The sequence below is a fragment of the Phreatobacter sp. GW821-FHT04C01 genome, from assembly GCF_059420385.1.
In genome coordinates this window covers 1-26,892 of record NZ_JBWKTP010000011.1, presented here as the reverse complement: position 1 = coordinate 26,892, position 26,892 = coordinate 1, and the positions used below count along the sequence as shown (strand labels likewise).

Here is a 26,892-nt window from a genome sequence, read left to right as displayed (position 1 = left end):
CGAGCGGGCGAGAGCGGCCACCGCCAGTCGGTAGCTCTCTACGTCATCCCCGGCCGAGCGAAGCGAGGGGAAGGGGATCCAGGGGTTGCAGGGCTCATTGTTCAACGCGGAGAAATCCTTGACCGGCACGCACTTGGAGGGTGGATGAGGCCGCTCCTGGACCCCCTTCCCCTCGCTTCGCTCGGCCGGGGGTGACGTGGGGGGCCTGACCGCACGCGGTGGAGAGTTGTCGCGTCCTTGCCATTCCGACCCCTTCGCCGCTCCGGCTGAACCAAGCGTGTCGTCCGTGTAGCCAGAACGTCGCCGCGGCTCTATTCCTTGTCCACCCATTGCCATTTTGCGGGAAACCCCATGATCCGCGCCGTCGCCGTCCGCTCGCCCCGTTCCTTTCCCGACAGCGCGGTGATCGACCGCGTCGTGCTCGACTATGACGACCGGCATCGCCGGCGCATGGCGATGGAGGGGGTCGAGGGCACGGAATTCCTGCTCGATCTCGCCGAGGCCGTGCCGCTCGTCTCCGACAGCGGGCTGGAGCTGGAGGATGGCCGGATCGTCCTGGTGGTGGCTGCCGCCGAGCCGCTGCTGGAGATCCGCGCCAAGGATCCGAACCATATGGTCAGGATCGCCTGGCATCTCGGCAACCGCCATTTGCCGACCCAGATCCTCGGCTCCAAGCTGCGCATCCGCCGTGATCACGTCATCGAGGACATGGTGAAGGGGCTGGGCGCCAGGGTCGTGGCGATCGAGGCGCCGTTCGATCCCGAAGGCGGCGCCTATGGCCATGGCACGGTGACCGGCCACGATCATTCCGAGCATGATCACGACCACGGCCACAAGCACGGCCACGGCCACAAGCACGACCACGGTCATAAGCACGACCATGGCCACAAGCACGACCATGGTCACAAGCATGATGATGGCCACAAGCATGTCCACGATCATGCGGCCAGGCCGCGCGACGTGTTGGGCGTCCAGAGCGCCGGGCACGTGCATGACGATGCCTGCGGCTGCGGCCATGATCACGACCACAAACACGACCATGACCACAAGCACGATCATGGCCATCACCGTCACGGCCACGACCACAAGCATGGCTGAGCCGTTTCGACCGGCGGCGCTCTACCGGTTGCTGGCCTGGATGTCGCCGTCCTATCCGGTCGGCGCCTTCAGCTATTCCCACGGGCTGGAATGGGCAGTGGAAACCGGCGACATCACCAGCGCGGCGACGCTTGTCGATTGGCTGGGCGTGGTGATCGGGGCGGGATCCGGGCACGCCGACGCGACCTTTTTCGTTCATGCCCATCGGGCAACGGCGACAGGCGACGCGGTGGGGCTGACCGCGGTGGCCGAACTGGCGCTGGCCTTTCAGCCCTCCAAGGAGCGCCTGCTGGAGACGACGGCGCAGGGCAATGCCTTCATGCTGGCGACCGAGGCGGCATGGCCGGCCGCCGGCCTGGCCTTGCTGCGCCGGGCCTGGGGCGGGGCGGTTGCCTATCCCGTCGCGGTCGGCGTGGCGACCTCGGCCCATGGCATCGACGAAGCGGTTGCACTTCACGCCTTCCTGCATGCGGTGACCGCGAACCTCGTCTCCGCGGCGGTGCGCCTGGTGCCGCTCGGCCAGACCGACGGCCAGCGCGTGCTGGCGGCCCTGGAGCCGCTGGTCGAGACGACGGCCGCGCTTGCCGCCGGGACGGCGCTCGACGACATTGGCGGCCATGCGCTGCGCTCGGACATCGCCTCGATGCGCCACGAAACCCAATATACCCGACTGTTCAGGAGCTGACCCATGTCTTATGGATCGATGCCTTCCCCCCACGGTCCTCTTCGTGTCGGCATCGGCGGGCCGGTCGGTTCCGGCAAGACCGCGCTGATGGATGCCTTGTGCAAGGCGCTGAAGGGCTCGTTCGAGATCGCCGCGATCACCAATGACATCTATACCAAGTGGGACGCCGAATATCTGATGCGCTCCGGCGCGCTGCCGACCGAGCGGATCATGGGTGTGGAGACCGGCGGCTGCCCGCATACGGCGATCCGCGAGGATGCCTCGATCAACCTGGCGGCGGTCGCCGAGATGCGCGCCAAATTCCCCGAACTCGACCTGATCCTGATCGAATCGGGCGGCGATAATCTGGCCGCGACCTTTTCACCCGAGCTGGCCGACCTGACCATCTATGTCATCGACGTCGCCGCCGGCGAGAAGATCCCGTCCAAGGGCGGTCCGGGCATCACCCGCTCGGACCTGCTGGTCATCAACAAGACCGATCTCGCCCCGATGGTCGGCGCCGATCTCGGCAATATGGACCGGGATTCGAAACGCATGCGCGGCCAGCGGCCCTTCGTCTTCACCAATATCAAGACCGGCGACGGCGTCGACACGGTGGTGCGCTTCATCCGCGACAAGGGCGGCCTCAAGGCTGCGTGAGCCGCGCGGCGGCCATTCCGCACGGCGCGCTCGGCAAGCTTTGCGTAAATCGTTTCAAGAGCCATTATAAACAGCGAAGCAGGCGGATAACGCCGGGCAACGGATTTTCGGGAGTGACGCCATGACCACGCAACCGCGTTTCATCCGGCTCGCGGCGGGGGACAATGTCGTCGTCGCGGTCGACCTCATCGATGCCGGCAAGCGGGTCGACGGCGTCACCGCCACCGCGCGCGTGCTGAAGGGCCACAAGATGGCGACCCAGCCGATCGCGCTGGATGCGCCGGTGGTCAAATACGGCCAGATCATCGGCTTCGCCTCGCAGCCGATCGCGCCCGGCGAATGGGTGCACAGCCATAACTGCCACTTCGCCACTTTCGACCGCGACTATGCCTTCGCCCAGGGCGCCGAACCGGAGGCGATCCTGCCGCTGGCCGAGCGCGCGACCTTCCAGGGCTTTCGCCGCGCCAAGGGCCGCGCCGGCACGCGCAACTACATCGCCATCCTCACCTCGGTGAACTGTTCGGCTTCGGTCGCCCGCTTCATGGCCGAGGCGGTCAACCGGTCGGGCATGCTGGCCGAGTTTCCCAATGTCGACGGTGTCATCCCGCTGGTGCATGGGACCGGCTGCGGCATTGCCGGCGAGGGGCTGGGTTTCGATATCCTGGAGCGGACAATCTGGGGTTACGCCACCAATCCGAACGTCTCGGCGGTGCTGATCGTCGGTCTCGGCTGCGAGGTGTTTCAGATCCCCAGGCTGATGAAGGATTACGGCATCGAGCCGGGCGCTCATTTCCAGTCGATGACCATCCAGGAAACCGGCGGCACGAAAAAGTCGATCGAGGCCGGCGTCGCGCGCATTCGCGAGATGCTGCCTTTGGTCAATCAGGCGAAACGCGAGACGTTGCCAGCCTCGGAGCTGTGCCTCGCGCTGCAATGCGGCGGTTCGGACGGCTATTCCGGCATCACCGCCAATCCGGCGCTCGGCAAGGCGGTCGACCTGCTGGTCCGCCATGGCGGCACGGCGGTGCTGTCGGAGACGCCGGAGATCTACGGCGCCGAGCATTTGCTGACACGCCGGGCCGAGAGCCGCGAGGTCGGCGAGAAGCTGGTCTCGATCATCAAGTGGTGGGAGGCCTATACGACCAAGCACGAGGGCTCGATGGACAACAATCCCTCGCCCGGCAACAAGGCCGGCGGCCTCACCACCATTCTCGAGAAGTCGCTGGGCGCCGCCGCCAAGGGCGGTTCGACGACGCTGCGCGCGGTCTATCATTATGCCGAGAAGATCGACCGCGCCGGCTTCGTCTATATGGACACGCCCGGCTACGATCCGGTGGCCGCCACCGGCCAGGTCGCCGGCGGTTCCAATGTGCTGTGCTTCACCACTGGCCGCGGCTCGGCCTATGGCTGCAAGCCGACGCCGTCGATCAAGCTCGCCACCAATTCCGACATCTACACGCGGATGATCGACGACATGGACATCAATTGCGGCGATGTGCTCGACGGCGTGTCGCTGGAGGACAAGGGTCGGGAGATCTTCGAGCTGATCCTCAGGACCGCGTCCGGCGACAAGACCAAGTCCGAACTGCTCGGCTATGGCGACAATGAATTCGTGCCCTGGCAGATCGGCGCGACCATGTGAGGCGTGAGCGATGCGACGACGCGTGGTCAGTTCGGACGATACGCCTTGCCATCGGCGGCTATGCCCAGGCCGTCGAGGTGACGGCCGCCACCCGGACGCTTTATGTCAGCGGCCAGATCCCGGTGGATGCCAAGGGCGAATGTCCGAAGGGCTTCGCTGCGCAGTGCCGGCTCGCTTGGCGCAATGTACTGGCTCAGCTCGCGGCGGCCGACATGACGGTCGCTAATCTCGCCAAGGTGACGATCTTCCTGGCGGAACGCCGCTTCGCCCTGGAAAACCGCGAGATACGCCAGGAGGTGCTCGGCGCGCATCAGCCGGCTTTGACGGTGATCATCACGGGCATTTTCGACGAGGCCTGGTTCATCGAGATCGAGGCCGTCGCGGTCGCGTAACGGGCGGGCGCGCCCTTCCTTGCGCGCCGGTCGGACGGTGCAACCCAGCGAGACCCATATCATGCAACGACGCGCCATCAGTGCCGCGGAGGCCCCGCGCGCCATCGGTTATGCCAGGGCCGTGGAGGTCACGGCAGCGACCCGGACGCTCTATGTCAGTGGCCAGATTCCGGTCGATGCGAACGGGCGGTGCCCCGGTGATTTCGATGGCCAGTGCCGGCTTGCCTGGCGCAATGTGCTGGCGCAGCTGGCCGCCGCCGACATGAGCCTGACCAATCTCGTCAAGGTGACGATCTATCTCGCCGATCGCCGCTTCGGGCTGGAGAACCGGGCGATCCGCCAGGAGATCATGGGCGATCACCTGATCGCCTCGACCGTGATCATCGCCGGGATTTTCGACGAGGCCTGGCTGATCGAGATCGAGGCGGTGGCGGTGGCCTAGAGGGGAATTGCATTGCGAGCCTCGAAGGACGGCTGCCCGATGGGCAAAGCGCTCGATGCACTGCTCGCACTTACCCCAGCCGCGCGTCGACCCCATCCCAGAAGAGCCGCCCGGTCGACGCCCGGAAGAAGCCGAAATGGCCGATCTTGCCGCCGGGAACGGCCTCGGCCGTGATGAATTCGGTGCTCGCCAGCCCGGCGGGGAAGCCCTTGGCCAGCCCTTCGATGGCGGCCTTTGGCCCGAAGGGATCATCGTTGAAACCAATGAGATGGATCGGCGCCTTGACGCCAGCGAAGCGCCCGGCGGCGTCGACCGCGGGATCGCCGAAGAAATAGCCCGGGGTCAGGCACCAGCGCGTCCATTGCCGGAACACGTCGCCGGGCATGTTTTCGCCCATGCCGAACCAGCCGGCTGGAAAGTGGCCGGCGAGCGGGATCAGCGCCGGCGCGACATAACGGGACAAGAACCGGATGCGGCGTGCGACGGCGGGCGTGAAAAGCCGCATGTCGCCGATCTGCGCTGCGATGCCGACCGCATGGGTGACGCGGGGATGGGGCGCGAGGCCGAAGGCCTGGCCGCCGAAACTATGCCCGACAAGGCCGAGCCGCTGGTCGGGCCAGGTTGCCGCGGCATGGTCGGCGACCGCGCGCGCGTCGAGATCTGCCCAGTCGAGCATGCTGGCGCGAAAGCCGCGCAGCGTCGCCGGCCGCGATCCGCCGATGCCGCGATAGTCGAAAGTGACCACGCGCCGGCCGAGACCGGCGAGATGACGGGCGAAGGCGGCGTAGAAGCCCTGGGGAACGGCGGTCGCGGCCTGGACGATGACAGTCGAGCGCGCCGGACCGGCGGGTTCGAAGACGGCCGCCGCCAGCGGCAGGCCATCGCGCGCGGCGATCGTGACGGCCTCGACGGTAGCTTTCGACATGCCAGTGCTCTGCGCTTACGTGTAACAGCACGATGCTAGGTGGCCGACGTCGCGCTGTCCACCGCATCCGGTCATCGGCGCGCCACGAAAAATGGTCGCAACTCCAACCAAATGCCCTTGTCGCCAAGGCCCGAACATCTTTATCGTCGGCGCGCTAGAAAAGAGGCGCGGCCATAGCGCTACCGGCCCACAAGAGCCGGCGATCGAGGACTATCTGGGGAGGATTTGAGCGAATGACCCTGTCTCGCCGTCACCTGCTGGCTTTCGCCGGCAGCACCGTCGCAATGCCGGCCGTGATGCGCACCGCCTGGGGCCAGGCCCCGCAGGTGACGCTGCGCATGCACCATTTCCTGCCGCCGGCCTCGAATGCCCATCAGCGCTTCCTGGTGCCCTGGTCGCGCAAGGTGGAGGCCGAATCGGGCGGCCGGATCAAGATCGACATCTTTCCGGCCATGCAGCTCGGCGGTGCTCCGCCGCAGCTTTACGATCAGGCGCGCGACGGCGTCGCCGACATCATCTGGACGCTGCCGGGCAATACGCCCGGGCGGTTCCCGTCGATCGAGGCGATCGAGCTGCCGTTCATCGCCGGCAAGCGGGCCGTGACCAATTCGCGGGCGCTCGCCGAACTGGCGCCGACCCATTTCGTCAAGGAATTCTCGGAGGTTCAGCCGCTGTGCCTGTGGGCGCATGATCACGGGCTGATCCACGCGAACAAGCAGGTGAAGAGCCAGGCCGACCTTGCCGGCCTGAAGCTGCGCTTCCCGACCCGCCAGGCCGGCGAGGCCTTGCGGGCGCTGGGCGCCACCGCCATCGGCATGCCGATCCCGCAGGTGCCGGAGGCCCTGTCGCAGAATGTCATCGACGGCGCCGTGGTGCCCTGGGAGGTCGTGCCGTCGCTGCGGCTGCACGAGCTCGTGCGCTACCACACCGAAATCCCGGGGTCGCCAACGCTCTATACGGCCTCCTTCATCCTGGCGATGAACAAGCCCAAATATGAAAGCCTGCCGGCCGACCTGAAAAAGGTCGTCGACGACAATTCCGGCATGCCGGCCGCCATCATGGCCGGCGAGATGTGGGACGAGCGTGGCCGTTCGGTCGCCGAGATGGTCAAGGGCCGCTCGCGCAACACCATCACCATGCTGGCCGAGGACGAAGCGGCCAAATGGCGCGCCGCGACCAAACCGGTCGAGGAGGCCTGGCTGAAGACGGTGAAGGAGCGCGGCATCGACGGCCAGAAGATCGTCGACGACGTTCGCGCCGCCGTCGCCAAGCACATGATGGCCTGAATCCGATGACAGCGGAACCGGAAGGAGAGCGGGGCGGGCCGCCCCGCGACGCGATCGGCCGCGCCGCGCGCGCGCTTGCCGTGTTCGGCGGCTGCGTCATGCTGGCGGCGGCCGCCATGGTCACCCTTTCGGTGCTGTCCCGCTGGCTGTTCAAGACCGGCATCAACGGCGATTTCGAGATGGTGCAGATCGCGACCGCGGTCGGGGTCTTCGCCTTCCTGCCGCTGTGCCAATGGGGCCGGGGCAATGTCTTCGTCGACACCTTCACCTTGAAGGCGCCGGCCTGGTTCAATCGCGGCCTGGATACGCTCTGGGACCTGACCTATGCCGGTTTCGCCTTGCTGATCGCCTGGCGGCTCAGCCTCGGCGCCTATGATGCGATCGCGTCGCGGACCAGCTCGATGGTCCTGGCGATCCCGATCGGCTGGGCGATCGCCGCCACCGCCGGGATGGCGGCCTTCCTGTTCATCGTGACGCTGGCGACGGCCGCGCGGCTGCGCCGAGGTAACCCATGAGCGGCGCTGCCGTTGCGATCACAGGCTTTGCCGGAATGCTGGTCCTGCTCGGCCTGCGCATGCCCATCGGGCTTGCCATGCTGACGGTGGGCTCGTTCGGTTATATGCATTTCACCAGTCTGGCGATCTTCCTCAACTATATGAAGACGACGCCCTACCACCTGTTCGCCAATTACACGCTGTCGGTCATTCCGCTGTTCGTGCTGATGGGTGCGCTCGCGGAGAAATCCGGTCTGTCGACCGCCTTGTTTCGCGCCGCCGCCGCCTTTCTCGGCCATTTGCGCGGCGGCCTCGGCATGGCGCTGATCGGCGCCTGCACCGGTTTCGGCGCGATCTGCGGCTCGTCGGTGGCGACCACCGCGACCTTCGGCCGGGCGACCCTGCCCGAGTTCCGCCGCTACAATTACGATCCGGGTTTCGCCACCGGCATGATCGCGGTCGGCGGCACGCTCGGCATTCTCATCCCGCCCTCGGTCATCCTGGTCGTCTATGCGATCACCACCGAGCAGAACATCGCCAAGCTGTTCATGGCGGCGCTGATCCCGGGCGTGCTCGCCGCGTTGTTCTATTGCGTCGTCATCGCCATCATGGTGCGGCTGCGCCCGGAGGCCGGGCCGGCGCTCGAGCGGGTCGGCTGGGCCGAGCGCCTGAAGGTCGTCGTCGGCGTCTGGCCGGTCATGCTGATCGCCGTCACCGTGGTCGGCGGCATCTATGGCGGCATCTTCACGCCGACCGAGGGCGCGTCGGTCGGCTGCATCGCCATGCTGGCCGTCGGCCTGCTGCAGCGAACCCTCGGCTGGCGCGAGATCAAGCTGTCGGTGATCCAGACCGCCGAGACCTCGGCAATGATCTTCATGATCCTGCTCGGCGCCGAGGTGTTCAACGCCTTCCTCGCCCTGTCGCAATTGCCCGAGCTCGCCGCCCAGGTGGTCACCCAATCTGGCTTGCCGCCCTATGGCGTCATCGTCGCCCTCCTGATCTTCTACATCATCCTTGGCGGGGTGATGGACGAGCTCGCCATGATCCTCCTGACCTTGCCGATCTTCTTCCCGATCGTCGTGGCGCTCGATCTCGGCATGCCCTCCGACGACGTCGCCATCTGGTTCGGCATCCTGGTGCTGATGGTGGTCGGTATCGGGCTGACCGCGCCGCCCATCGGCCTGAACGTCTTCGTGATCTCGGCGATCGCCAAGGATGTGCCGATCGTCTCGACCTATCGTGGCGTCTTGCCTTTCGTGGCGGCCGACGTCTTCAGGCTCGGCCTGGTGGTGGCTTTCCCGGCGCTGGCGCTCTGGCTGGTCAACTGGCTGACGTGAGGTTCAGCGCTCCATCGTCTTCCGGTCTTGCCGGTACCCATGGTCATCCGATGGAAGTCTCGTCTCGGATGGCCGACCGATGCCTGGCGCTGCTGGCCAATAATCGCGACCGCCGGCTGCAGGAGGAGGCGAGGGTTGCCGCGATCCGCCGGCGCGACATCAAGGCCATCCTGACCGAGGCGCTTGTCTAAGCCCCTTCAGGTCGGCGGCCAGTGCCGGAAACCGCTCAGCGGCGGGTCAGCCGCCGGGCATTGGCCTTGGCGGTGCGTGCGGCCGGCTCCGCGGCGGCGACGCCGATCGCCATCAGGCCGTGGGCGACGTCGTCGGGCGACACATGGCCGAGCGCCGAGCGCATCATGAACCGGCCGGTTTCAATGGCCGCTTCGAAGGAGCCTTCGGTGGCCGCGGCCAGTTTTTCCGAGACCATGCGCAAGGCCTCGCGCTGGCCGGCGGCATCAAACCCGGAGGGGGTGGCCATCATTGCCATGCGATGGGCAATGGTGACGCCGGCGGCGACCGCCGTGGAGGCTGAAAGGGTGGCGGCGCTGAAGGCGCTGTCGGTGAAACGGGGCAGGTACCAGAACAACAATGAGAGCCCTCATTCGTCCGGACAGGTTGCCCGACGGGAATCAAGTTTGCGAACATCCCAACCGATTGCAAGGAAGGAACATCGCATGGCTGCCGATCATCCCAGGTTTCCGCCGAAGGACCCGGATTTCGAGGCGCGCGGCCGGGACGGTTTCGGCCGCCAGTCGCTGATGACGACGCTCGGCGCCGAGATCGCGCTGGTCGAAGCCGGTTATGTCGAGATCACCATGCCTTTCGGGCCGCATATCCTGCAGCAGCATGGCTTTGTCCATGCCGGCGCGATCTCGGCCATTGTCGACACCGCCTGCGGTTTCGCCGCCATGACCCTGATGCCGAAGGGCGCCGGTGTGCTGACCACCGAATTCAAGATCAATCTGATGTCGCCGGCCAAGGGCGAACGCTTCGTCGCGACCGGGCGGGTGGTGCGTCCCGGCAACACGCTGATGGTGACGCTCGGCGAGTGCTTCATCGCCGACGGCGGCAAGCGCAAGCTGATCGCCATGATGACCGCCAGCATGATGGTGATGAATACGCCGGGTATCGTCGATTGAGGAGAAAGCCATGTCCGACCTGATCATCGCGCGCGACGGCCCGGTCACCACCTTCATCCGCAACCGGATGGTGGCACGCAACGCGATGAACCCGGAAGGAGCGGCGGCGCTTTGCGCGGCGCTTCTCGCCTTCGATGCCGACCCGGACGCCAGCGTCGGCGTCCTGTGGGGCGCGGGTGGTGCCTTTTGCGCCGGTTTCGACCTGAAACATGCGGCAAGCGCGGGAGACGGGCCAGCCTTCGGCGGTCCGCTGGACATTCCCGAAGGCGACGACAACTGGCCGCGCGGGCCGATGGGGCCGACCCGCCTGATGCTGTCCAAGCCGGTAATCGCCGCGATCGCCGGCCCGGCCGTCGCCGGCGGCATGGAGATCGCGCTCTGGTGCGACCTGCGGGTGATGGAGGAGGATGCCTATATGGGCGTCTATTGCCGGCGCTGGGGCGTGCCGCTGATCGACGGCGGGACGGTGCGCCTGCCGCGCATCGTCGGCCAGGGCAGGGCGCTCGACCTGATTCTCACCGGCCGCAAGGTCGAGGCGGAAGAGGCCTTGCGCATCGGGCTCGCCGATCGCGTGGTCCCCAAGGACACGTCACGCCAGGCGGCGGAAGCGCTGGCCCACGACATCGCGCGTTTCCCGCAAGGCTGCATGCGCGCCGACCGCGCTTCGGCCTATGCGCAATGGGACCTGCCCGTCGCCGCGGCGCTGCGCAACGAATGGCGCGGTTCGGCGCCGCTGGTCGAGGCCGAAGGCGTGGCCGGGGCCGCCCGTTTCGCCGCCGGCAAGGGCCGCGGCGGCGATTTCGGGGATATTTGAGGCGAATGGCGAATGGCGAATGGCGAATGGGGGATGATGCGGCGCGCGCCGTGAGGTGAGGGTGGCTGCGTCAAACCGTGACGTGCATTCCCGCTGGACATGAAGGGCCGGCCCTCTTCAAGCCCTCGCCCGGCGCCTGGCGGCGCCACCCGCTCCCGCAAGCGGACGAGGGTTTACGCGCGCTGCGGTTTTCGCTTCATCCCTATTCGCTATTCGCTATTCGCCCTACCGCAACGCGGCGGCCGCCAATGTCTCGGGCACGCCGACCTTGCGCGCGGTGGCGACGATCGAATCCCAGGTGCCATCCGACAGCGGCACGCCGTCCTTCAGCTTCTTCGCCTTGGAGCGCATTTCGGCCTCGCCCGGGACCAGCACCTCGCCGCCGGCCTCGACCGGCCGCGCGCTCTTGTAATAGGCGACATATTCGGCGCATTGGCCGGGGAAGAAGCCGTCGGGATCGATCACCCTGGGGTCGATATAGATCGACATCATGCCGTTGCAGAAGCGTTTTCCCGGACCGGTGGTGCCGGCACCGGTCAGGCCGCCGCCGAGGATTTCGCACATGAAGGCGAGTCCCGAGCCCTTGTGCTCGCCGAAGGCGCGGATGGCGCCGGGGCCGTTCATGGGATCGCGGGTGCCGGCACCGGCCGGATAGGGCCCATAGAGCACGGCGGGATCGCCGCTCTTGGCGCCGTCGGGCGAAATCAGCGCATCCGCGGGCACCGGCTTGCCGCCCATCGAGGCGACCAGCACCTTGCCCTCGGCCACCAGCGAGGTGGCGAAATCGAGCAGCAGCGGCGCCTGGCCCGGGCGTGGCACGCCGACGCAATAGGGGGCGGTGGAAATGCGCCGGTCGACGCCGCCATAAGGCGCGACCAGGATCGAGCCGACGACATTGACGAAATGGATCGAGACGAGGCCTTCGGCCGCGGCCATCTCGGCGAAATCGCCGATCCGGCCGAGATGGCCGGCATGGCGCAGCGCGACCGCGGCCAGGCCATGCGCCTTGGCCTTGTCGATGCCGATCCTGACCGCCTGCGGGCCGACCGTCTGGCCGAACCCGTAATGGCCGTCGAGGACCGCCAGCGAGGGCGTGTCGACGATCGCCGTGACCGACTTGCCGGCCTCGACCTTGCCTTCCTTCAACCAGCCGACATAACGCTCGACGCGCGCCACGCCGTGGCTGTCATGGCCGGTGAGATTGGCTTCCGTCAGGTAGCGGCCGATACGGCCGGCCTCGTCGGGCGCGCAGCCCGCGGCCTCGAAAATTGCGGTCACCAGCGCCACGAGGCGGCCGGCATCGACGATGGCCATGGAATCCCTCCCGATTTTCCGGTGATCATGCCGGGCTATCGGGCGCGCGGGAAGCCTGTTGACGGGCAGGAGGGATGCGCGGCGCCAACCCTTTCGGCTCTGCCGGCCCCGGTCTAGGCTCCGGTCCGGAGGAGCTGCCCATGTCAAAACCCATTCCTGCCTTCGACACCGGCCGTCTGGTGCGCCCCGACGGCGCCGTGATCCATTACGAGGTCGCGGGCGAGGGCCCGGCCATTGCCTTCGCTCACGGCCTCGGCGGCAACCACCTGAGCTGGTGGCAGTCGGCGCCGGTCTTTGCCCAGCGCCACCGGGTCGTCACCTTCTCGCATCGTGGCTTTCCGCCCTCGACCGCCCCGGGCGGCGTGGCGGATCCGACACTTTATGCCGGCGACCTGCTGGCGCTGCTCGACCATCTCGGCATCGACAAGGTGGTGATCGCCGGCCAGTCGATGGGCGGCTGGACCGCGGTCGAGACGGCACTCGCCGCGCCATCGCGGGTGGCCGGCATCGTCATGGCCTGCACCTCGGGTTCGTTCGATTATGACCATTTCGACGATGCCGGCGTGAAAGCCTGGCGCGCGGCGGCGCCCAAGGCGATCGCCGCCCTGGTCGAGCGCGGCATTCACCGTGCCGCCGGCGCGCGCATGGCGGAGGAACAACCTGACATCCACGCGCTCTACCAGGCGATCGACCGGCTGTCCTTCGGGCTGGACAAGAACGAGGTCGGCAACCGCATCCGCAAGATGCGCGTGCGCGGCGCCGAGGACGCCGCCAGGATCGCCTGTCCGGCGCTGTTCGTCATCGGCGAGGAGGACCTGCTGATCTGCCCGCGCGGCATCGAGCTGGTGGCGGCGACCTTGCCCAAGGCGCGCACGGTGGTCGTGCCGGTGTCGGGCCATTCGGTCTATTTCGAGCGGCCGACTTTGTTCAACGCCACGATGCAGGGGTTTTTGGCGGAGATCGGCTGGGCGTGAGGGGGGCACTCTGATCTCGCGGCGCTTATCGTCTTGGCCGGGCTTGTCCCGGCCATGACGAAGTGGGAGGCTCCCAAGGGTTGGACCCGAGGGCAGGATCGCGCTCTTGGCGATCGGCTCGTGTCTTTCATAGGGCCTTCAGCGCCGACGAATGCGGGCCCGTTGAGAAACTGCGCGAACGCCGCAGCCCTGCCTGGGAGGGGCAAAGAACGCCCCTTCCCAATAGCCTGGGGGCTGAAACCCAGCCCGCCGACCGCTCGCGCGCAGTTCAATTGCCCAGGATCGACCGCGGCGCCACCGGCGCTTCCTTCATGATCAGGATCGAGATGCGCCGGTTGGCCGCCAGATAGGGGTCGTCGGGGAACATCGGCTCGGTGTCGGCCTTGCCGGTGACGGCGTAGATCCGGTCGCTCGGCAGGCCGTTTTCCTCCAGGATCATGCGGACCGCGTTGGCGCGGTCCGAGGTCAGGTCCCAGGGGCCGTAGCCGGGCCGGCCGAGCACGCGCAGGCTCGACGTATGGCCGGTGACGGTGATGCGGTTGGACAATTGGCGCAGTGCCGGCGTGATCGCGGCGATCAGGCGGCGGGTGCGCTCATAGGGCTCGCGTCCGTCCGGCGGGAACATGGCGCGGCCGTCCTGGTCGACGATCTGCAGGTCGAGGCCGTCCGGCCGCTCCTCCATGATGACGTTCTTGGAGATTTCGGCGATCTCGGGAAAGGCCTGCAGGGCCTGGCGCAGGCTGGCGGCGGCCAGCGCCATCTGGCGGTCGGCCTGCAGGGCGAGCGCATTGGGCTCGTCGCGGTTGGACTGCGGGCCGGGCCGGTCGGAGGGCGAATCCGGGGTCGGCGAGACATTCTGCACATAGGGCCGCATCGGCACGCCGTTGAGCTCGATCATGCCGGTCATCAGCGTGTTGTTGGTCGTGCCGAAGGCCTCCCGGAACGATCCGGTCATCATGTGCTTCTTGCGCTCGTCCTGGTTCGAGGTCGCGACCAGCACGACGAAGAACGACATCAGGAGGCCCATCAGGTCGGCGAAGGTGACGAACCAGCCGTGACCGCCCGCGTGACCACCACCCTTGCGCTTGGCCATGGAAACCTCAGGCTGCTTCCGCGAGTTCGTGGCGGTCGTGCGGCGTCAGGTAGGCCAGCAGCATTTCCTTGACGATCTGCGGGCTCTTCTGATTGCGGATTTGCACGACGCCGTCGATGATGATCGAGCGCGCGATGTCCTCCTCGACCATCTTGACGTGACATTTGTCGGCGATCGGCATGCACACCATGTTGGCGACCACGGCGCCATAGAGCGTCGCGATCAGCGCCATGGCCATGATCGGCCCGAGCTTCGAGGGGTCGGTCATGTTGGCGAACATGTTGACCATGCCCAGCAGCGTTCCGATCATGCCGAAGGCCGGAGCGCAGTCGCCGATCGAGCGATAGATCTTCTGCGCCTCGTCGAGTTGGACGTAGACGTTGTCCTTTTCCGTTTCCATCGTGGTGCGGATGAACTCGGCGTCGTAGCCGTCGGCGATGTAGCGAACCCCCTGGGCGAGGGTGGGGTCGGACACTTCGAGTTTTTCCAGGGCGTTCGGCCCCTGCTTGCGCGCGACGTCGGCGATCTTGGCGATTTCCTCGACCAGGTCGCGGTGGCTGACCATCGGCATGGCCAGGGCGGCCTTGAAGCCCATGGGGATGCCATGCAGCACCACCGGCAGCGGGTAGCGCGTCAAGGTCGCGGTCAAGGCACCGCCGAAGATGATGATGATGGCATGTTTGTCGACATATTGGCCGAAATTGCCGCCGTCGATCATGATCAGCGTCACGATCGTGCCGACGGCACCGACCAGGCCCAGGATGGTTGCGATATCCATTGATGGCTCCGCGCGGGCCCTTGCATGTGATCGATCTGTGGAAACCCTAGGCGATGGGCCTTAAAGGCCTCTTAAGGTTGAGGCATCGTTGCGCTTCACCCGACAATTCGAAGGGGCGCGCGGTGCGGCGAGAGGACATGCGTCCGGGCCCGGGCGGGCCAGTCCCGGGCAGCGACCAAGGCGGTCGAGACGCGCACTTGAGTCTTGCCCTTGAGTCTTGCGACAATCACCACCCTCCGGCGCCAGCCGGAATCGATCGTCAAGACAAGGACATTCCCATGCAGAAGAAGGCCGCGCTGATTTGCGCCGTCCTCTCGCTCATCGCCGTCGCTGGCTGCGCGCAGACCCCGCCGGCGCAGGCGCCGGTGGCACCCGTGACCAATGCCACGCCGCCGCCGCTGCCGCCGGATCCGGCCTTGGGGCAGCCGACGACGCCGGCCGCGCCCGCGCGCCAGCGCCGAGGCGGCTAAGCTTGCCACTTTTTCGACAAGACATGCCGATCAAGTGAATTTGACCGGGATTTCGGCCCGGGCCCAAGGCAGAGGTGCTGATTGGCTGACTACCGGCTTCATTGTTTCGCCCAGTCGGGAAACTCCTACAAGGTCGCGCTGATGCTTGCGCTGTGCGGCCTCGATTGGGAGCCCGACGTCGTCGATTTCTTTCACGGCGCGACGCGCGAAGCGGAGTGGCGTGCCGGGGTCAATGCCATGGGCGAGGCGCCGGTGCTCGAACACGCGGGCAAGCGGCTGGCCCAGTCGGGGGTCATCCTGACCTATCTGGCGCGCCGGACCGGCCAGTTCGGCCCGGCCAACGAGGACGAGGAACTGGAGATCCTGCGCTGGTTCCTGTTCGACAATCACAAGTTCACCAGCTATTTCGCCACCCATCGCTTCATGTTCTCGCTGGCCGGCAAGCCCGCCGACCCCGCGGTTCTCGGCTTTCTCAGGTCGCGCATCGACGCGGCGCTGGCGATCGTCGAGACCCATCTGGCCGACCGGCCGTTCATCGTCGGCGGCCGGCCGACCATCGCGGACCTTTCGCTCGCCGGTTACATGTTCTATCCGATCGCCGAGACCGGCTACGACCTCGCGGCGTCGCATCCCCATATTCACGCCTGGCGTGAACGGATCGCGTCGCTGCCGGGCTGGAAGCCCCCCTACGACCTCATGCCCGCCGCGCCGGCGGCGACCTGATCGGATCCATCATGCGCCTTGTCCTGGTTCTCGCTTCGGCCGCGGCGCTCGCCGCTTGCACGACGGCGTCCGAAGCGCCCGTCGCGTCGAATGCGCCGGCGCGGATGGAGGCGGCCCCGGTCACGCCGGTGACCGCGACGGCGTTGCCGCCGATCGGCGGCGCGCCTGCCGCATCGCCGGTCGCGACCACCTCGGTTTCGAGCGGAGCCATGATGCAGCGGGCGCCCGGCGCCCGCGAAAGCGCCGGCCTGAGCAATGTCTCGCAGGTGTCGCGCGGCGGGGCCACCAGCGGCAATGCGCTGGGCGGAACCATTGTCAGCGGGCAAACCGCGAGCGCGATTCCGAGCGTCATCGACCGCAATCGCACCTTGCCGTCGCGGCGGAGCACGGCGCCGGCCGACCCGCTCGGGCCGGGCACGGCGCCGCCGATCGTCGCGCCGGAATTGCGCGATACCACCGGCAATACACTCAGAAACCGCCAGCGCGTCGACTTCTGACGCGCCGGACGGGAAATGACCGAAATAGAGCCCCAAGCGTCGCACCACGCCGCTGCAACGGGGACATGCCAAAAGCGCCTCCAGATCCTGGAGGCTTCGTCATGATCGATTTCGGCAACACCCGTCGCATGCTTCTGGCCGGCATCGTCGGCGTCATGGCGACGTTCGCGGCTCAGGCGCCGGCCTCGGCCACCGCTTTCTGCGAGGTCAAGCAAACCGCCGATGGCTTCGTGGCCTTGCGCGCCGCCCCCGACCGCAATGCCGCGACGCTGGTCCGTATGAAAGCCGGAGACGAAGTGATGCTTCGCGACGGCCGCCGCGGAGCCTGGCAGGAGGTCCTGTATTGGCCTGCTGGTACGCGGCTGGAGGGGCCAGGAGCCAGCGCCGGCCGGCGCGGCTGGGTTCACGTGCAACTGCTCGACATCTGCGGCTGACGTGTCACTCCAGGACGTGGAAGGCCGCGTCGTGAAGCGCTTCGCTCCAGTCCTGCTGGCCTCCGCCCTGCTCGGTGGTGCCGCCTCTCGCTTGCGCCGCATGTCGGCGCAGCGACCCGCGAGGCCCTGGACGAGACTGGCCATCCCCTCGGCATTGAGGGGATCGCCGCGGCACATCTTCGCCTGCTCGGGTTCCTGAGCCCTGGTGGAGGCGATGGCCGGTGCACGCGGCTGGTGGTGCAGTCTCTGCTCCAGCCAGGTGACCAATTGCAGCTAGCGGATCGCGCCCGGCGGAGGAGGGGGGCGATGTTGGGGCAGGGCATAGGGACACCCTATCTTCGGACGAAACATCGCTATTGGCCGAAGCGCCGGGACGCCGTCATCTTGCCCGATCGGGGGCGACCAGCCGCAAGGCCGGTTTGCATCCCCTCGCGCGGCCAGACAGGCGGATGAGATGTCGACCAACTCGCTTTTGAATTTTCGCAGCGACAACAATGTCGGGGCGGCGCCGGAGATCCTGGAGGCGATCCTCGCCGAGAATGGCCGTAAGGACGATGCCTATGGCCGCGACATGCTCACCAGCCGGCTCGACGAGGTCTGGTCCGCGATCTTCGAGACGAAAGTCCATGTCATCCCGGTCATCGGCGGCACGGCGGCGAACGCGATCGCGCTGTCGATGATGGCGCCGTCGCATGGCATCGTCTTCGCGCATGCTGGCGCCCATATCCTGGCCGACGAGGTGAACGCGCCGGGCTTCCTCAATCCGGGCATGACGATCGAGCCCGTCCAAGGGGATCATGGCCGGGTCGCGGCGGCTCTGTTCGCGCAGGCCCTGGCGCGGCGCATGCCCGTTTCGGTCAACCGGTCGCGCCCGGCGGTCCTGTCGCTCACCCAGTCGACGGAAGTGGGCACGGTCTATTCGCCGGCGGCGCTGGCCGAACTCAACGCGACCGCCGCATCCCAGGGCGTGGCGATCCACATGGATGGCGCCCGCTTCGCCAATGCCGTCGCGCATCTCGGCTGTACGCCGGCCGACCTGTCCTGGCGCGCCGGGGTCAAGGTCCTGTCGCTCGGCGCCACCAAGAACGGCTGCCTGACGACGGATGCGCTGGTCCTGTTCGACGAGGACGACCGTATGAAGTGGTGGTATCGACTCAAGCAGTCCGGCGGGCTGATGTCCAAGCTGCGCTTCAACTCGGCGCAGCTTCTCGCCTATGGCCTGGATGGCCGCTGGCTGAGCTATGCGCGGGCGGCCAATCAGCGGGCGGCCGAGCTGGGCCGCGCCATTGCCGGGATCGGCGGTCTCGAACTGGTGCATCCGGTCGAGGCCAACGAGGTCTTCGTTCGGCTTTCCGAGCCCGCGGTCGCGGCGATGCGGGCGGAGGGGTTCGCCTTCCTGTGGAACCCGACGACGATGGTCGCCCGCTTCGTCACGGCGTTCGACACGCAGAGCCGGGCCAACGACCGGCTTGTCGAGGCACTGGGGCGGCAGGTGGAGCAGCGCCGTTGAGGCGGCCGCCCGGACGGCGCAACGCCGAACGCGTCTCGCGCCCGGCGCCGGCATGGCCCGGCGGGCCATTCGGGCGGGCTGCCATGCGATCGGCCTCTTCAAAGGGAGGCTGTGTCGGCCTATAAATCGCGGGTCCCTGCGTCACGCATAGGATATTCTTATAGTCCTCCCGAGGTGCGGATGGCGCTGAACTTGCGGCAGATGGAGGTCTTCCGCGCGGTGATGAAGAGCGGCAGCGTCACGGCGGCCGCCAAGGCGCTGAACGTCTCGCAACCTTCGGTGAGCGAAATCCTGCGCTATTCGGAACAGCGGCTGGGCTTCCAGCTGTTCGACCGGTCCGGCGGCCGTCTCAAGCCGACGGATGCGGCCAATCGCCTCTTTGCCGGGGTCGAGCGGGTGTTCGACGAGGTGGCCCGGGTGAACCGGACCGCGATGGATCTGCGCGAGGCCCACCGGACCTCGTTGCGCATCGGCAGCATCAGCGCGCTGGCCATGACATTGGGGCCCATGCTGGTCGCCGAGTTTCAGCGGCTCGCGCCCCGCGCCAATGTCCGTCTCAGCGTGCTGAAGCGCGGCGAGATGGCACAGGACCTGATCGCCGAACAACTGGAAATCGGCCTGACCTTCCTGTCCGAGGACTTCGCCGGTCTCCGCATCGTCGAAATCGCCCGCAGGCCGCTGCAATGCGTGGTGCCGATCGGCCACGCGCTCGACCGCGACGAGCCGGTCACCCTGGCGCAGATCGCCGAACATCCCCTGATCGGCTACGACCCGCGCCTGACGACGGCCCAATTGCTGAAGCGGATCTTCGCGGAGGCGTCGGTCCCGTACCGGCCCGTTTGCGAGGTCGAGCAGGTCCTGCAGGCCTGGTCCCTGGTTCAATCCGGCATCGGCATCTGCCTGATCGAGCCATTTTCGTCCATGGGGCCGTTCTTTCCCGGCGCACGGGTCGTGCCGCTCGTCTGTTCGGCGACGGTTCCGCTGCAGCTGCTGGTCGCCGAGGGGAATCCGGAATGGAGCATGGTCGAGGCCTTCGTCGCCCATGCCCAGCGTATCGTGTCGCAGATGCCGTGAGCCCTGGCGCCGACCGGCGGGGCACATTTGGCTGGTCTGATGTTTCGAATGGACGACGCTTTGAGAGGGCGTGCCCCGGCGGCCGGCCGGCGTTGCCGCGGGCCCTGCCGAACATGCCGGCGCGTCCCCTGTTCCGCCAGATCGACGGCCATTCTCGGCGCTCTGGCGCGGAGCCATAGGAGTTTCCTATGGCATGCGGAAGAATGGCTATTGGATGGTGCCGGCCAAACCGAGTTCCATTGCCCGGCGGATGACGACCTGCACGGCGCGGTCAGGTTCGCGCCTCATAGCAAGGTCCAAACAGCATGGCACGCAGCACAGGTCCCGTCGAAGAACCCTCGCTCCCCGGCAATGGCGGACCGGGCGGGAGGCGAGAGGCCGCCATTCCCGAGCGGGTGAAGGGGCGCGTTCCCGACGCGTGCCTCGACGGCAGCACGCTCTGGATCGACGGCGCCTGGTCGAAAGCCTCGGATGGCGGCCATTTCCGCACCTCCTGCCCAAGCGACGGCGGCGCGCTTCTGGACATTGCCGAGGCCCACGCCACGGATGTCGATCGCGCGGCGGCTGCCGCGCATGGCGCCGCGCGCGCCTGGGCGGAGCTGGACGGCGCGGAGCGTGGACGGATCCTGCGGCGCGTCGCCGAGGGCATTCGCGGGCATGCGGAAGCGCTGGCCCATATCGAGACGCTGGACAGCGGCCGTGTCATCACGGACACGCGCGGCGCCGCCGCGAAGGCCGCCGCACTGTTCGATTTCTACGCAGGCTTCGCCGACAAGATTCATGGTCATTGCCCGCCGGCCGGGGTGAGCCGGACAGCCCTGGTCGAGCGCGAGCCCTTCGGTGCGATCGCCGCGATCGCGCCATGGAATTATCCGCTCGGCAATGCCGTCACCAAGCTCGCGCCGATCCTGGCCTGCGGCAACACGGTCGTGCTGAAGCCGGCCGAGCAGACGCCGCTGGTGACCTTGCTGCTCGCCCATATCATGCGGGATGCCGGCATCCCCAAGGGCGTGGTCAATATCGTCACGGGGGGCGGGGCGGCCGGAGCCGCGCTCGTCCGGCATCCCCTGATCGCCAAGATCAGCTTTACCGGATCGACGCAGACCGGGCGCCAGATCGCCGCGGAAGCCGGGCGCCAGCTCAAGGGGGTGGTCCTGGAACTCGGCGGCAAATCGCCGCTTGTCGTGTTCGACGATGCGGATATCGAGGCGGCCGCCAGCGCCGCCGTCTTCACGGCCTTCATGAATCTCGGCCAGACCTGCACCTCCTGCAATCGCGTGCTGGTCGCCGACAGTGTCAAGGAGCGCTTCTTGGCGCTGTGCGAGACGAAGCTCGCCGCGCTTCGCATCGGTGATCCCTTCGACCCCGCGACCCGGCTCGGCGCGATCGTCTCGCCCGGGCAACTGGAGCGGATCCGGTCGCTGACCGAGGGGGTGGCGGGGCGGCCGCTGGCGCTTCCGCACTACAAGCCGATCGACGGCGGCAATTTCTTCAGGCCGATGATCGTCGACGGTTTCGATGCCGACAGCGCTTTCGCGCGCCAGGAAATCTTCGGCCCGGTGCTGTCCGTGACCGGCTTCGCCGACGACGAGGAGGCCTATGCCGCGGCCAATGACACCGAATACGGCCTGGCCGCCTCGGTCTGGACCAGCTCGCTCGGCCGGGCCGAGCGGGCGCGCCGCCGGATTGCCGCGGGCGTCGTCTGGGTCAATTGCGTGCATTCGCTGACGCCGGGAACGCCGGTTTCCGGTCACAAGGCAAGCGGCCTCGGCAGCGAGTACGGACTGGAAGCCGCCGAGCACTATATGAAGATCAAGACGACGGTCGTGATGGCGGGGGGCTGGACCAGTCCCTTCGAGCCGGCGAGCGTGTCGTCGTGACCGCCGCGATCTCCCGGGCGGAGGCGCTCGTCGCCGGGCCGGAACTGGTCGAGCGGCTGGTCGGCTGGCGTCGGCACCTCCACGCCAATCCCGAACTGTCGGGCGCCGAGGCCGGGACGGCGGCCTTTGTCGGCCAGCGGCTGGCCGAGATGGGGATCCCGTTCGTCGCCGGTGTCGGCGGCCATGGCGTGGTCGGCACGCTGACGCGCGGCTCGTCGCGGTCGAGCGTCGGACTGCGCGCCGACATGGACGCGCTGCCGCTCAGCGAGGAAACGAACCTGGCCTACGCCTCGCGGCGCGGCGGCCTGATGCATGCCTGCGGCCATGACGGCCATACCACCTGCCTGCTGGGGGGCGCGGCGCTGCTGGCGGCCGACCGGAGCTGGTCCGGCACGGTCCATTTCATCTTCCAGCCGGCCGAAGAGGCCGGCACGGGGGCGCGCGCCATGGTGGCGGACGGCTTGATGACGCGCTTCCCCATGGATCGGGTTTTCGCCTTTCACAATTGGCCGGGCCTGGCGGCGGGCACGGTGGCGGTCAGGCCCGGCGTCATGACGGCGGGGACCGCGCGCCTCGAGATCATCGTCTCCGGCCATGCCGCCCATGCCGCCGCGCCGCACCGCTCGCGCGACCCGCTGCTCGCGGCCGCGCAGTTGATCGTGGCGATCCAGTCGATCGTCTCGCGCGAGGTCGACCCTCAGGATTCGGCGGTCGTCTCGCTGTGCACGATGGAGGCGGGCACGGCCCTGAACCAGATCCCCGACAAGGTCGTCCTGCGCGGCACGATGCGGCTGCATCGTCCCGAAATGCGCGAGCCGCTCGAAGCCAGCCTCCGGCGCATCTGCGGCGGCATCGGCCAGGCCTTCGCGGTCGAGGTGGTCTGCAACATCGTGCGCGGATCGGATCCGTGCCCCAATACCGTGCAGGAAGCGGCGATCGCCCGGGACGCGGCGATCCTGGCCGGGCTCTCGGTCGACACCGCGCCGCGACCGAGCATGGTGGGCGAAGACTTCGCCTGGATGCTCAGGGAGCGGCCGGGCGCCCTGGTCTGGATCGGCAACGGGCCGGCCGACGGCGGCCGGGAACTGCACAATCCTCGCTACGACTTCAACGACGCCGTTCTGCCGGCCGGTGCCGCCTGGTTTGCCGCGGTCGCCCGCCTGGCGCTGTCGGAGGACCCGTCTGCGGACGCTGCCGACCATTCATTCGAGCGCTGACCCTGATGGCCAGGGGCGACACAATCATAAGGGGGAAACGTCAATGACATCTCGGTTTGGACGGATATTGAAGGCGGGTTCGGGCCTTCTCCTGGCATCGGCGCTCGCGCTCGGCGGGGCCTCCCCGGCGGTGGCGCAGACCGTCATTCGCTATGTTCCCTCGGCCGAGCCGCGCACGATGGACCCGGTCGCCAACAATCTCGCGGTCACCCATCAGCATGCCTACCTGGTCTACGACACGCTGTTCGCGCTCGATGCGGACCTGCGGCCGCAGCCGCAGATGGTGGAGGGTTTCGAGAAAAGCGACGGTGGGCGAACCTACACGATGACCTTGAGGCCCGGCCTCAAGTTCCACGACGGCAGCCCGGTCAGGTCGGCGGATGTGGTGGCCTCGATCAACCGCTGGGCCAAGCGCGACACGGTCGGCCGAAAGCTGGTCGAGCTCGGCATGCAGGTCACCGCGGTCGACGACCGGACGTTCCGGGTGACGCTCGCGCAGGACACGCCGCTGCTGATCGAAGGTTTCGCCAAATCGACCTCGGCGGCCCTCTTCATCATGCGCGAGAAGGAGGCCTTGACCGAGCCGACCAGGCCGGTGACCGAAATTGTCGGATCCGGGCCTTTCCGGCTGGTCGACTACCGGCCGGGCGCCAGCATCACCTATGAGCGCAACCGCGACTATGTGCCGAGGTCGGAACCGCCGAGCTATTTTGCCGGCGGCAAGGTGGCCCGGGTCGACCGTGTCGAATGGACCATCATGCCGGATTCGGGCACCGCGATCGCCGCGCTGCAGACCGGCGCGATCGACATCTACGAATCGCCGCCGCTGGATCTGTTGCCGCTGCTCGAGGCGCGCCCGGGAATCGTCGTGCGCATGCCCGGCGGGCAGGGCCAGGTCGGCTTTCTCAGGCCCAATTTCAAGCAACCGCCCTTCGACAAGCCGGAGGCGCGCCGGGCTCTCGCGCTGCTGATGGACCAGGCCGATGCCATGGCGATCACCGCGGGCGTCGACGGCAAATACTGGAACCGCTGTTACAGCTTCCTGGGCTGCGGCGGCGTCAACGAGGACCAGTCCGGCACCGAATGGATGCGCACCGCCAATATCGAAGAGGCGAAACGCCTGTTCAGGCAGGCCGGATATGCGGGCGAGCGGATCGTCGTCATCGCGCCTGGCGACAACGAGGTGATCAAGGGCTTCGGCATCCTGGCGGCCGAGCGGCTGCGCGCCGCCGGCGTGAACGTTGATCTCCAGCTGTCCGATTTCGCGTCGATGATGGCCCGGCGGATCAATCAGGGGCCGAGCACGCAGGGCGGCTGGAATCTCTTCCCGATGTGGTCCTACGGCTTCGAGATGGACAATCCGATCGCCAACCCGGCGCTCAACACCGTCTGCAGCGATGGCGCCTATGCCGGCTGGGCCTGCTCGCGGGAAATCGAGGAGCTGAAGAGCGCCTGGGCCACCGAAACCGATCCGGCCAAGCGCCGGGAGATCGTCCGCCGCATCCAGGTGGCGGCCGCCGAACTGGTGCCGATCATCCCGCTCGGACGGTTCTTTTCGCCGATGGCCTATCGGCGGAACGTGACCGGCGTTCTCAGGACGCCGCTGCCGGTGTTCTGGGAACTGGAGAAGAAGTAACCGGCGGGCTGGCCGTCAAGCGCCGCAAGGCTGCAGTCGGGGGGCTCGGCGAGCCTCCCGATAGCGTTGCGCCGGGCATCGTCAAACCCGGCCTGGCTGGAGTCTTCGCCGGACTATGATCGTATCAGATGGACATATTGCACGAAGGTTTGCCGTCAAAGGACGACCTATGCTCGATGCGACGCTTCGATCTGAGAGACGGTTTGAGAATTTCATCCGGGCGGTTTGCTGCCGCTCGTCTTCCCCGGGCTTGGCCCGGGGATCCACGCATTCGAACCACAACAAGTCGTGGATGGCCGGGCCAAGCCCGGCCAAGACGACGTGAGACCTCGCTGGAACGCGTTCTCAAGAGGTCTCCGAGGTGATCAGAGCTTCGAACCGGCACCCCCGTCATCCCGGCCCAACGTCCTGTCCGGTCCATTCGGGCAAGCCGATAACCCCCTCATCGCCGCCCTCCTCGCGCCCGGCACGGGGCAGGATCGGCGCCCCGCAGTCCCGAGCCATGTGACCCCATGTCCGAACCACAAACCTATGATGTTGCAATCCTTGGCGGCGGCTCGGCGGGATGCGTGCTCGCCGCGCGGCTGAGCGAGGATCCCGGCCTGTCCGTCCTGCTGGTCGAGGCCGGGCGGGACGTCGCGCCCGGCGCGTTGCCGGCCGAGATCGCGTCGCCTTATCCGGGGCGGGCCTATTTCAATGCCGACAACACCTGGCCGGGCCTCAAGGTGGCCATGGGGCGCGACGGCCGCAACACGGCCGGAGGCGTGGTCCGGGGCTACGAACAGGCGCGCATTCTCGGCGGCGGTTCGACCATCAACGGGATCGGCGCCAACCGCGGCTCGCCGGATGATTATGCCGAATGGGTTGCCGCCGGTGCGCGCTCGTGGGGCTGGGACGACGTGCTGCCTTATTTCCGCAAGCTCGAGAACGACCTCGACTTCGCCAATGACGAGGCGCTCCACGGATCCAGCGGACCGTTTCCGGTCCAGCGGATCCGGCGTTCGGATTTTTCCGGCTTCATCCAGGCCGTCTCATCGGAGATGCAGGGCAGGGGCTTTGCCGAGCGCGCCGACCAGAACGGGGTGTGGGAGACGGGGCTCTATCCGACGGCCGTCAACCTCGACCAGGAGGGAAAGCGCGCGTCGACGGCGACGGTCTATCTGAGCCCGGCCGTCAGGGGGCGCCGCAATCTCGAGATCCGGACGCAGGCGCGGGTCGATCGGCTGCTGTGGGAGGGCGCGCGCGTGACCGGCGCGGTCCTGTCGCACGGGAACCGCAGCGAGCAGATCTCCGCCCGGATCGTGATCGTCAGCGCCGGGGCGCTGCACAGCCCGGCGCTGCTGGAGCGCAGCGGCATCGGACCGGGCGAGGTGCTGGCGGCCGCAGGCGTGCCGGTTCGGGTGGAACGTCGCGGCGTCGGCCGCAACCTGCTGGAGCACCCCTCCATCGGGGTCTCGGCTTTCCTGGCGCCGCGGACGCGGCTGGCGCCCGGTGACCGCTATCACATCCAGTCGGTGCTGCGCTGGTCGTCGGGCCTGCCGGGCATGCCCTTGGGCGACATGCACACGGCGATGACGGCGAGGTCCGGCTGGCATGCGGTCGGCCAGCGGATCGGCACGTTGTTTTCCTGGGTCAACAAATCCTATTCGCGGGGCGAGGTCAGGATCGTATCGGCCGATCCGGCGGTTCCCCCCGATATCGATTTTCGCATGCTCTCGGACGGACGGGATCTCGAACGCCTCGGGGCGGCGTTCCGCCTCTGCGCCGGCATCCTGCGGGCGCCTTCGCTCGCCGCCACGGTCGTCGAGACTTTCCCCACGACCTATTCGGATCGGGTCAAGAAGCTGCTCAGCCCCGGCTGGCGCAATGGCCTGCTCACCGCCATCGCCGCGCCGCTCATGGACCGGAGCCAGGTCTTTCGGTCGCGGGTGCTGGCGCTGGCCCAGGAGGGCGGCGCCTCGCTCGACCAGCTCTGCGCCGACGAGGATGCCCTGCGCGCCCATCTCGTGCGACATGTCGGCGGTGTCTGGCATCCCTGCGGCACCTGTCGCATGGGTACGGAGGGCGATCCGATGGCTGTGACCGATTCGGATGGCCGGCTGATCGGTGTTGCCGGCCTCTATGTGTGCGACGCATCGCTGATGCCGACCATACCCTGCGCCAACCTCAACGTGCCGGTGATCATGATGGCCGAAAAGATCGCCCACGGTCTCAAGCAGAGCCTGAGGTCCGGCGCCGCTGGATAGGGGCCGCCGGGACATGCTGGCCGGCCGCCGCTTCAGCCAGATTTGGAAAGGGCTGTGATGTTTGTCTACGTCGTCAGGCGCATTCTCTCGACCATCCCCGTGATGGCGGTTGTCGCCCTGTTCGTGTTCTCGCTGCTTTATATCGCGCCGGGG

General features: G+C 67.5%; 28 protein-coding genes and 1 pseudogene. 24 read left to right on the top strand and 5 right to left on the bottom strand.

Features of this window, described 5'->3' with window-relative positions; all coding sequences use genetic code 11:
• The first annotated feature begins 351 nt into the window (after positions 1-351).
• The 6 genes from AC07WJ_RS30705 to AC07WJ_RS30680 all read left to right on the top strand — a co-directional run bounded on the left by AC07WJ_RS30705 (position 352) and on the right by AC07WJ_RS30680 (position 4,898).
• Positions 352-1,098 carry an urease accessory protein UreE gene (locus tag AC07WJ_RS30705; protein ID WP_494938523.1) on the top strand — a complete coding sequence of 249 codons (747 nt, stop codon included), beginning with the start codon at positions 352-354 and terminating at the stop codon, positions 1,096-1,098.
• A complete protein-coding gene (locus tag AC07WJ_RS30700) occupies positions 1,091-1,783 on the top strand; it encodes an urease accessory protein UreF (protein ID WP_494938522.1) in 693 nt (230 codons plus the stop codon). The genes AC07WJ_RS30705 and AC07WJ_RS30700 overlap by 8 nt, the downstream gene beginning before the upstream one ends.
• 18 nt (positions 1,784-1,801) lie before the next feature.
• The gene (ureG, locus tag AC07WJ_RS30695) at positions 1,802-2,422 is read left to right on the top strand and encodes an urease accessory protein UreG (protein WP_494938732.1); all 621 of its coding nucleotides are present in this window, start codon (positions 1,802-1,804) and stop codon (positions 2,420-2,422) included.
• Positions 2,423-2,543: 121 nt separating this feature from the next.
• Positions 2,544-4,064: a UxaA family hydrolase gene (locus tag AC07WJ_RS30690; protein ID WP_494938521.1), complete on the top strand. Its 1,521-nt coding sequence runs from the start codon at positions 2,544-2,546 to the stop codon at positions 4,062-4,064.
• Between the two features lie 77 nt (positions 4,065-4,141).
• Complete coding sequence (locus tag AC07WJ_RS30685) at positions 4,142-4,456, top strand: RidA family protein (RefSeq protein WP_494938520.1); 315 nt, start codon at positions 4,142-4,144, stop codon at positions 4,454-4,456.
• A gap of 61 nt (positions 4,457-4,517) precedes the next feature.
• Positions 4,518-4,898, top strand: coding sequence for a RidA family protein (locus AC07WJ_RS30680; protein WP_494938519.1), 381 nt, complete (start codon positions 4,518-4,520; stop codon positions 4,896-4,898).
• Between the two features lie 70 nt (positions 4,899-4,968).
• Here AC07WJ_RS30680 and AC07WJ_RS30675 read toward each other — a convergent pair whose 3' ends face one another.
• On the bottom strand, positions 4,969-5,823 hold the full coding sequence (locus AC07WJ_RS30675) for an alpha/beta hydrolase family protein (RefSeq protein WP_494938518.1): 855 nt from the start codon (positions 5,821-5,823) through the stop codon (positions 4,969-4,971).
• 233 nt (positions 5,824-6,056) lie between these two features.
• Between AC07WJ_RS30675 and AC07WJ_RS30670 the strand changes: the two genes are divergently transcribed.
• The 4 genes from AC07WJ_RS30670 (at position 6,057) to AC07WJ_RS30655 (ending at position 9,131) form a co-directional block, all read left to right on the top strand.
• Positions 6,057-7,109 carry a TRAP transporter substrate-binding protein gene (locus AC07WJ_RS30670; protein ID WP_494938517.1) on the top strand — a complete coding sequence of 351 codons (1,053 nt, stop codon included), beginning with the start codon at positions 6,057-6,059 and terminating at the stop codon, positions 7,107-7,109.
• 5 nt (positions 7,110-7,114) lie between these two features.
• On the top strand, positions 7,115-7,624 hold the full coding sequence (locus tag AC07WJ_RS30665; RefSeq protein ID WP_494938516.1) for a TRAP transporter small permease: 510 nt from the start codon (positions 7,115-7,117) through the stop codon (positions 7,622-7,624).
• On the top strand, positions 7,621-8,940 hold the full coding sequence (locus AC07WJ_RS30660) for a TRAP transporter large permease (RefSeq protein WP_494938515.1): 1,320 nt from the start codon (positions 7,621-7,623) through the stop codon (positions 8,938-8,940). Before AC07WJ_RS30665 ends, AC07WJ_RS30660 begins: the two co-directional genes overlap by 4 nt.
• Before the next feature lie 68 nt (positions 8,941-9,008).
• Positions 9,009-9,131, top strand: coding sequence for a hypothetical protein (locus AC07WJ_RS30655; protein ID WP_494938514.1), 123 nt, complete (start codon positions 9,009-9,011; stop codon positions 9,129-9,131).
• 35 nt (positions 9,132-9,166) lie between these two features.
• Here AC07WJ_RS30655 and AC07WJ_RS30650 read toward each other — a convergent pair whose 3' ends face one another.
• The gene (locus AC07WJ_RS30650; RefSeq protein ID WP_494938513.1) at positions 9,167-9,526 is read right to left on the bottom strand and encodes a hypothetical protein; all 360 of its coding nucleotides are present in this window, start codon (positions 9,524-9,526) and stop codon (positions 9,167-9,169) included.
• 88 nt (positions 9,527-9,614) lie between these two features.
• Here AC07WJ_RS30650 and AC07WJ_RS30645 point away from each other — a divergent pair, with 88 nt between their 5' ends.
• Positions 9,615-10,079, top strand: a complete 465-nt coding sequence (locus tag AC07WJ_RS30645) for a PaaI family thioesterase (protein ID WP_494938512.1) — start codon at positions 9,615-9,617, stop codon at positions 10,077-10,079.
• Between the two features lie 10 nt (positions 10,080-10,089).
• On the top strand, positions 10,090-10,893 hold the full coding sequence (locus AC07WJ_RS30640; protein ID WP_494938511.1) for a crotonase/enoyl-CoA hydratase family protein: 804 nt from the start codon (positions 10,090-10,092) through the stop codon (positions 10,891-10,893).
• A 225-nt stretch (positions 10,894-11,118) separates the two neighbouring features.
• Here AC07WJ_RS30640 and AC07WJ_RS30635 read toward each other — a convergent pair whose 3' ends face one another.
• Positions 11,119-12,207: a malate/lactate/ureidoglycolate dehydrogenase gene (locus AC07WJ_RS30635; RefSeq protein ID WP_494938510.1), complete on the bottom strand. Its 1,089-nt coding sequence runs from the start codon at positions 12,205-12,207 to the stop codon at positions 11,119-11,121.
• 140 nt (positions 12,208-12,347) lie between these two features.
• Between AC07WJ_RS30635 and AC07WJ_RS30630 the strand changes: the two genes are divergently transcribed.
• On the top strand, positions 12,348-13,181 hold the full coding sequence (locus AC07WJ_RS30630; RefSeq protein WP_494938509.1) for an alpha/beta fold hydrolase: 834 nt from the start codon (positions 12,348-12,350) through the stop codon (positions 13,179-13,181).
• 268 nt (positions 13,182-13,449) lie between these two features.
• Here AC07WJ_RS30630 and AC07WJ_RS30625 read toward each other — a convergent pair whose 3' ends face one another.
• Positions 13,450-14,274: an OmpA/MotB family protein gene (locus tag AC07WJ_RS30625; protein WP_494938508.1), complete on the bottom strand. Its 825-nt coding sequence runs from the start codon at positions 14,272-14,274 to the stop codon at positions 13,450-13,452.
• 7 nt (positions 14,275-14,281) lie between these two features.
• Positions 14,282-15,052 carry a motility protein A gene (locus AC07WJ_RS30620; RefSeq protein WP_494938507.1) on the bottom strand — a complete coding sequence of 257 codons (771 nt, stop codon included), beginning with the start codon at positions 15,050-15,052 and terminating at the stop codon, positions 14,282-14,284.
• Positions 15,053-15,330: 278 nt separating this feature from the next.
• Between AC07WJ_RS30620 and AC07WJ_RS30615 the strand changes: the two genes are divergently transcribed.
• From AC07WJ_RS30615 to AC07WJ_RS30565, 11 genes and pseudogenes are all read left to right on the top strand, one after another.
• Positions 15,331-15,522 (top strand): hypothetical protein, encoded by a 192-nt coding sequence (locus AC07WJ_RS30615; protein ID WP_494938506.1) that lies wholly within the window; start codon positions 15,331-15,333, stop codon positions 15,520-15,522.
• An 81-nt stretch (positions 15,523-15,603) separates the two neighbouring features.
• Complete coding sequence (locus tag AC07WJ_RS30610) at positions 15,604-16,245, top strand: glutathione S-transferase family protein (RefSeq protein WP_494938505.1); 642 nt, start codon at positions 15,604-15,606, stop codon at positions 16,243-16,245.
• Positions 16,246-16,256: 11 nt separating this feature from the next.
• A complete protein-coding gene (locus tag AC07WJ_RS30605; protein WP_494938504.1) occupies positions 16,257-16,742 on the top strand; it encodes a hypothetical protein in 486 nt (161 codons plus the stop codon).
• Positions 16,743-16,843: 101 nt separating this feature from the next.
• Positions 16,844-17,176 (top strand): SH3 domain-containing protein, encoded by a 333-nt coding sequence (locus tag AC07WJ_RS30600; RefSeq protein ID WP_494938503.1) that lies wholly within the window; start codon positions 16,844-16,846, stop codon positions 17,174-17,176.
• Between the two features lie 454 nt (positions 17,177-17,630).
• Positions 17,631-18,686: a threonine aldolase family protein gene (locus AC07WJ_RS30595; protein ID WP_494938502.1), complete on the top strand. Its 1,056-nt coding sequence runs from the start codon at positions 17,631-17,633 to the stop codon at positions 18,684-18,686.
• A gap of 180 nt (positions 18,687-18,866) precedes the next feature.
• A complete protein-coding gene (locus tag AC07WJ_RS30590) occupies positions 18,867-19,760 on the top strand; it encodes a LysR family transcriptional regulator (RefSeq protein WP_494938501.1) in 894 nt (297 codons plus the stop codon).
• A 305-nt stretch (positions 19,761-20,065) separates the two neighbouring features.
• Entirely contained in the window at positions 20,066-21,640 is a 1,575-nt protein-coding gene (locus AC07WJ_RS30585; protein ID WP_494938500.1) for an aldehyde dehydrogenase family protein, read from the top strand.
• On the top strand, positions 21,637-22,857 hold the full coding sequence (locus AC07WJ_RS30580; RefSeq protein WP_494938499.1) for an amidohydrolase: 1,221 nt from the start codon (positions 21,637-21,639) through the stop codon (positions 22,855-22,857). Before AC07WJ_RS30585 ends, AC07WJ_RS30580 begins: the two co-directional genes overlap by 4 nt.
• Positions 22,858-22,900: 43 nt before the next feature.
• On the top strand, positions 22,901-24,493 hold the full coding sequence (locus AC07WJ_RS30575) for an ABC transporter substrate-binding protein (RefSeq protein ID WP_494938498.1): 1,593 nt from the start codon (positions 22,901-22,903) through the stop codon (positions 24,491-24,493).
• Between the two features lie 512 nt (positions 24,494-25,005).
• The gene (locus tag AC07WJ_RS30570) at positions 25,006-26,739 is read left to right on the top strand and encodes a GMC family oxidoreductase (protein ID WP_494938497.1); all 1,734 of its coding nucleotides are present in this window, start codon (positions 25,006-25,008) and stop codon (positions 26,737-26,739) included.
• Positions 26,740-26,796: 57 nt separating this feature from the next.
• Positions 26,797-26,892: pseudogene (locus AC07WJ_RS30565) on the top strand (ABC transporter permease); the annotation flags it as partial.

Excerpts from the sequence above, each read along its gene's own strand:
- AC07WJ_RS30705 (WP_494938523.1), top strand. The coding sequence starts at position 352 with ATGATCCGCGCCGTCGCCGTCCGCTCGCCCCGTTCCTTTCCCGACAGC.
- AC07WJ_RS30700 (WP_494938522.1), top strand. The coding sequence starts at position 1,091 with ATGGCTGAGCCGTTTCGACCGGCGGCGCTCTACCGGTTGCTGGCCTGG.
- ureG (WP_494938732.1), top strand. The coding sequence starts at position 1,802 with ATGCCTTCCCCCCACGGTCCTCTTCGTGTCGGCATCGGCGGGCCGGTC.
- AC07WJ_RS30690 (WP_494938521.1), top strand. The coding sequence starts at position 2,544 with ATGACCACGCAACCGCGTTTCATCCGGCTCGCGGCGGGGGACAATGTC.
- AC07WJ_RS30680 (WP_494938519.1), top strand. The coding sequence starts at position 4,518 with ATGCAACGACGCGCCATCAGTGCCGCGGAGGCCCCGCGCGCCATCGGT.
- AC07WJ_RS30675 (WP_494938518.1), bottom strand. The coding sequence starts at position 5,823 with ATGTCGAAAGCTACCGTCGAGGCCGTCACGATCGCCGCGCGCGATGGC.
- AC07WJ_RS30670 (WP_494938517.1), top strand. The coding sequence starts at position 6,057 with ATGACCCTGTCTCGCCGTCACCTGCTGGCTTTCGCCGGCAGCACCGTC.
- AC07WJ_RS30665 (WP_494938516.1), top strand. The coding sequence starts at position 7,115 with ATGACAGCGGAACCGGAAGGAGAGCGGGGCGGGCCGCCCCGCGACGCG.
- AC07WJ_RS30660 (WP_494938515.1), top strand. The coding sequence starts at position 7,621 with ATGAGCGGCGCTGCCGTTGCGATCACAGGCTTTGCCGGAATGCTGGTC.
- AC07WJ_RS30655 (WP_494938514.1), top strand. The coding sequence starts at position 9,009 with ATGGCCGACCGATGCCTGGCGCTGCTGGCCAATAATCGCGACCGCCGG.
- AC07WJ_RS30645 (WP_494938512.1), top strand. The coding sequence starts at position 9,615 with ATGGCTGCCGATCATCCCAGGTTTCCGCCGAAGGACCCGGATTTCGAG.
- AC07WJ_RS30640 (WP_494938511.1), top strand. The coding sequence starts at position 10,090 with ATGTCCGACCTGATCATCGCGCGCGACGGCCCGGTCACCACCTTCATC.
- AC07WJ_RS30635 (WP_494938510.1), bottom strand. The coding sequence starts at position 12,207 with ATGGCCATCGTCGATGCCGGCCGCCTCGTGGCGCTGGTGACCGCAATT.
- AC07WJ_RS30630 (WP_494938509.1), top strand. The coding sequence starts at position 12,348 with ATGTCAAAACCCATTCCTGCCTTCGACACCGGCCGTCTGGTGCGCCCC.
- AC07WJ_RS30625 (WP_494938508.1), bottom strand. The coding sequence starts at position 14,274 with ATGGCCAAGCGCAAGGGTGGTGGTCACGCGGGCGGTCACGGCTGGTTC.
- AC07WJ_RS30620 (WP_494938507.1), bottom strand. The coding sequence starts at position 15,052 with ATGGATATCGCAACCATCCTGGGCCTGGTCGGTGCCGTCGGCACGATC.
- AC07WJ_RS30615 (WP_494938506.1), top strand. The coding sequence starts at position 15,331 with ATGCAGAAGAAGGCCGCGCTGATTTGCGCCGTCCTCTCGCTCATCGCC.
- AC07WJ_RS30605 (WP_494938504.1), top strand. The coding sequence starts at position 16,257 with ATGCGCCTTGTCCTGGTTCTCGCTTCGGCCGCGGCGCTCGCCGCTTGC.
- AC07WJ_RS30600 (WP_494938503.1), top strand. The coding sequence starts at position 16,844 with ATGATCGATTTCGGCAACACCCGTCGCATGCTTCTGGCCGGCATCGTC.
- AC07WJ_RS30595 (WP_494938502.1), top strand. The coding sequence starts at position 17,631 with ATGTCGACCAACTCGCTTTTGAATTTTCGCAGCGACAACAATGTCGGG.
- AC07WJ_RS30590 (WP_494938501.1), top strand. The coding sequence starts at position 18,867 with ATGGCGCTGAACTTGCGGCAGATGGAGGTCTTCCGCGCGGTGATGAAG.
- AC07WJ_RS30585 (WP_494938500.1), top strand. The coding sequence starts at position 20,066 with ATGGCACGCAGCACAGGTCCCGTCGAAGAACCCTCGCTCCCCGGCAAT.
- AC07WJ_RS30575 (WP_494938498.1), top strand. The coding sequence starts at position 22,901 with ATGACATCTCGGTTTGGACGGATATTGAAGGCGGGTTCGGGCCTTCTC.
- AC07WJ_RS30570 (WP_494938497.1), top strand. The coding sequence starts at position 25,006 with ATGTCCGAACCACAAACCTATGATGTTGCAATCCTTGGCGGCGGCTCG.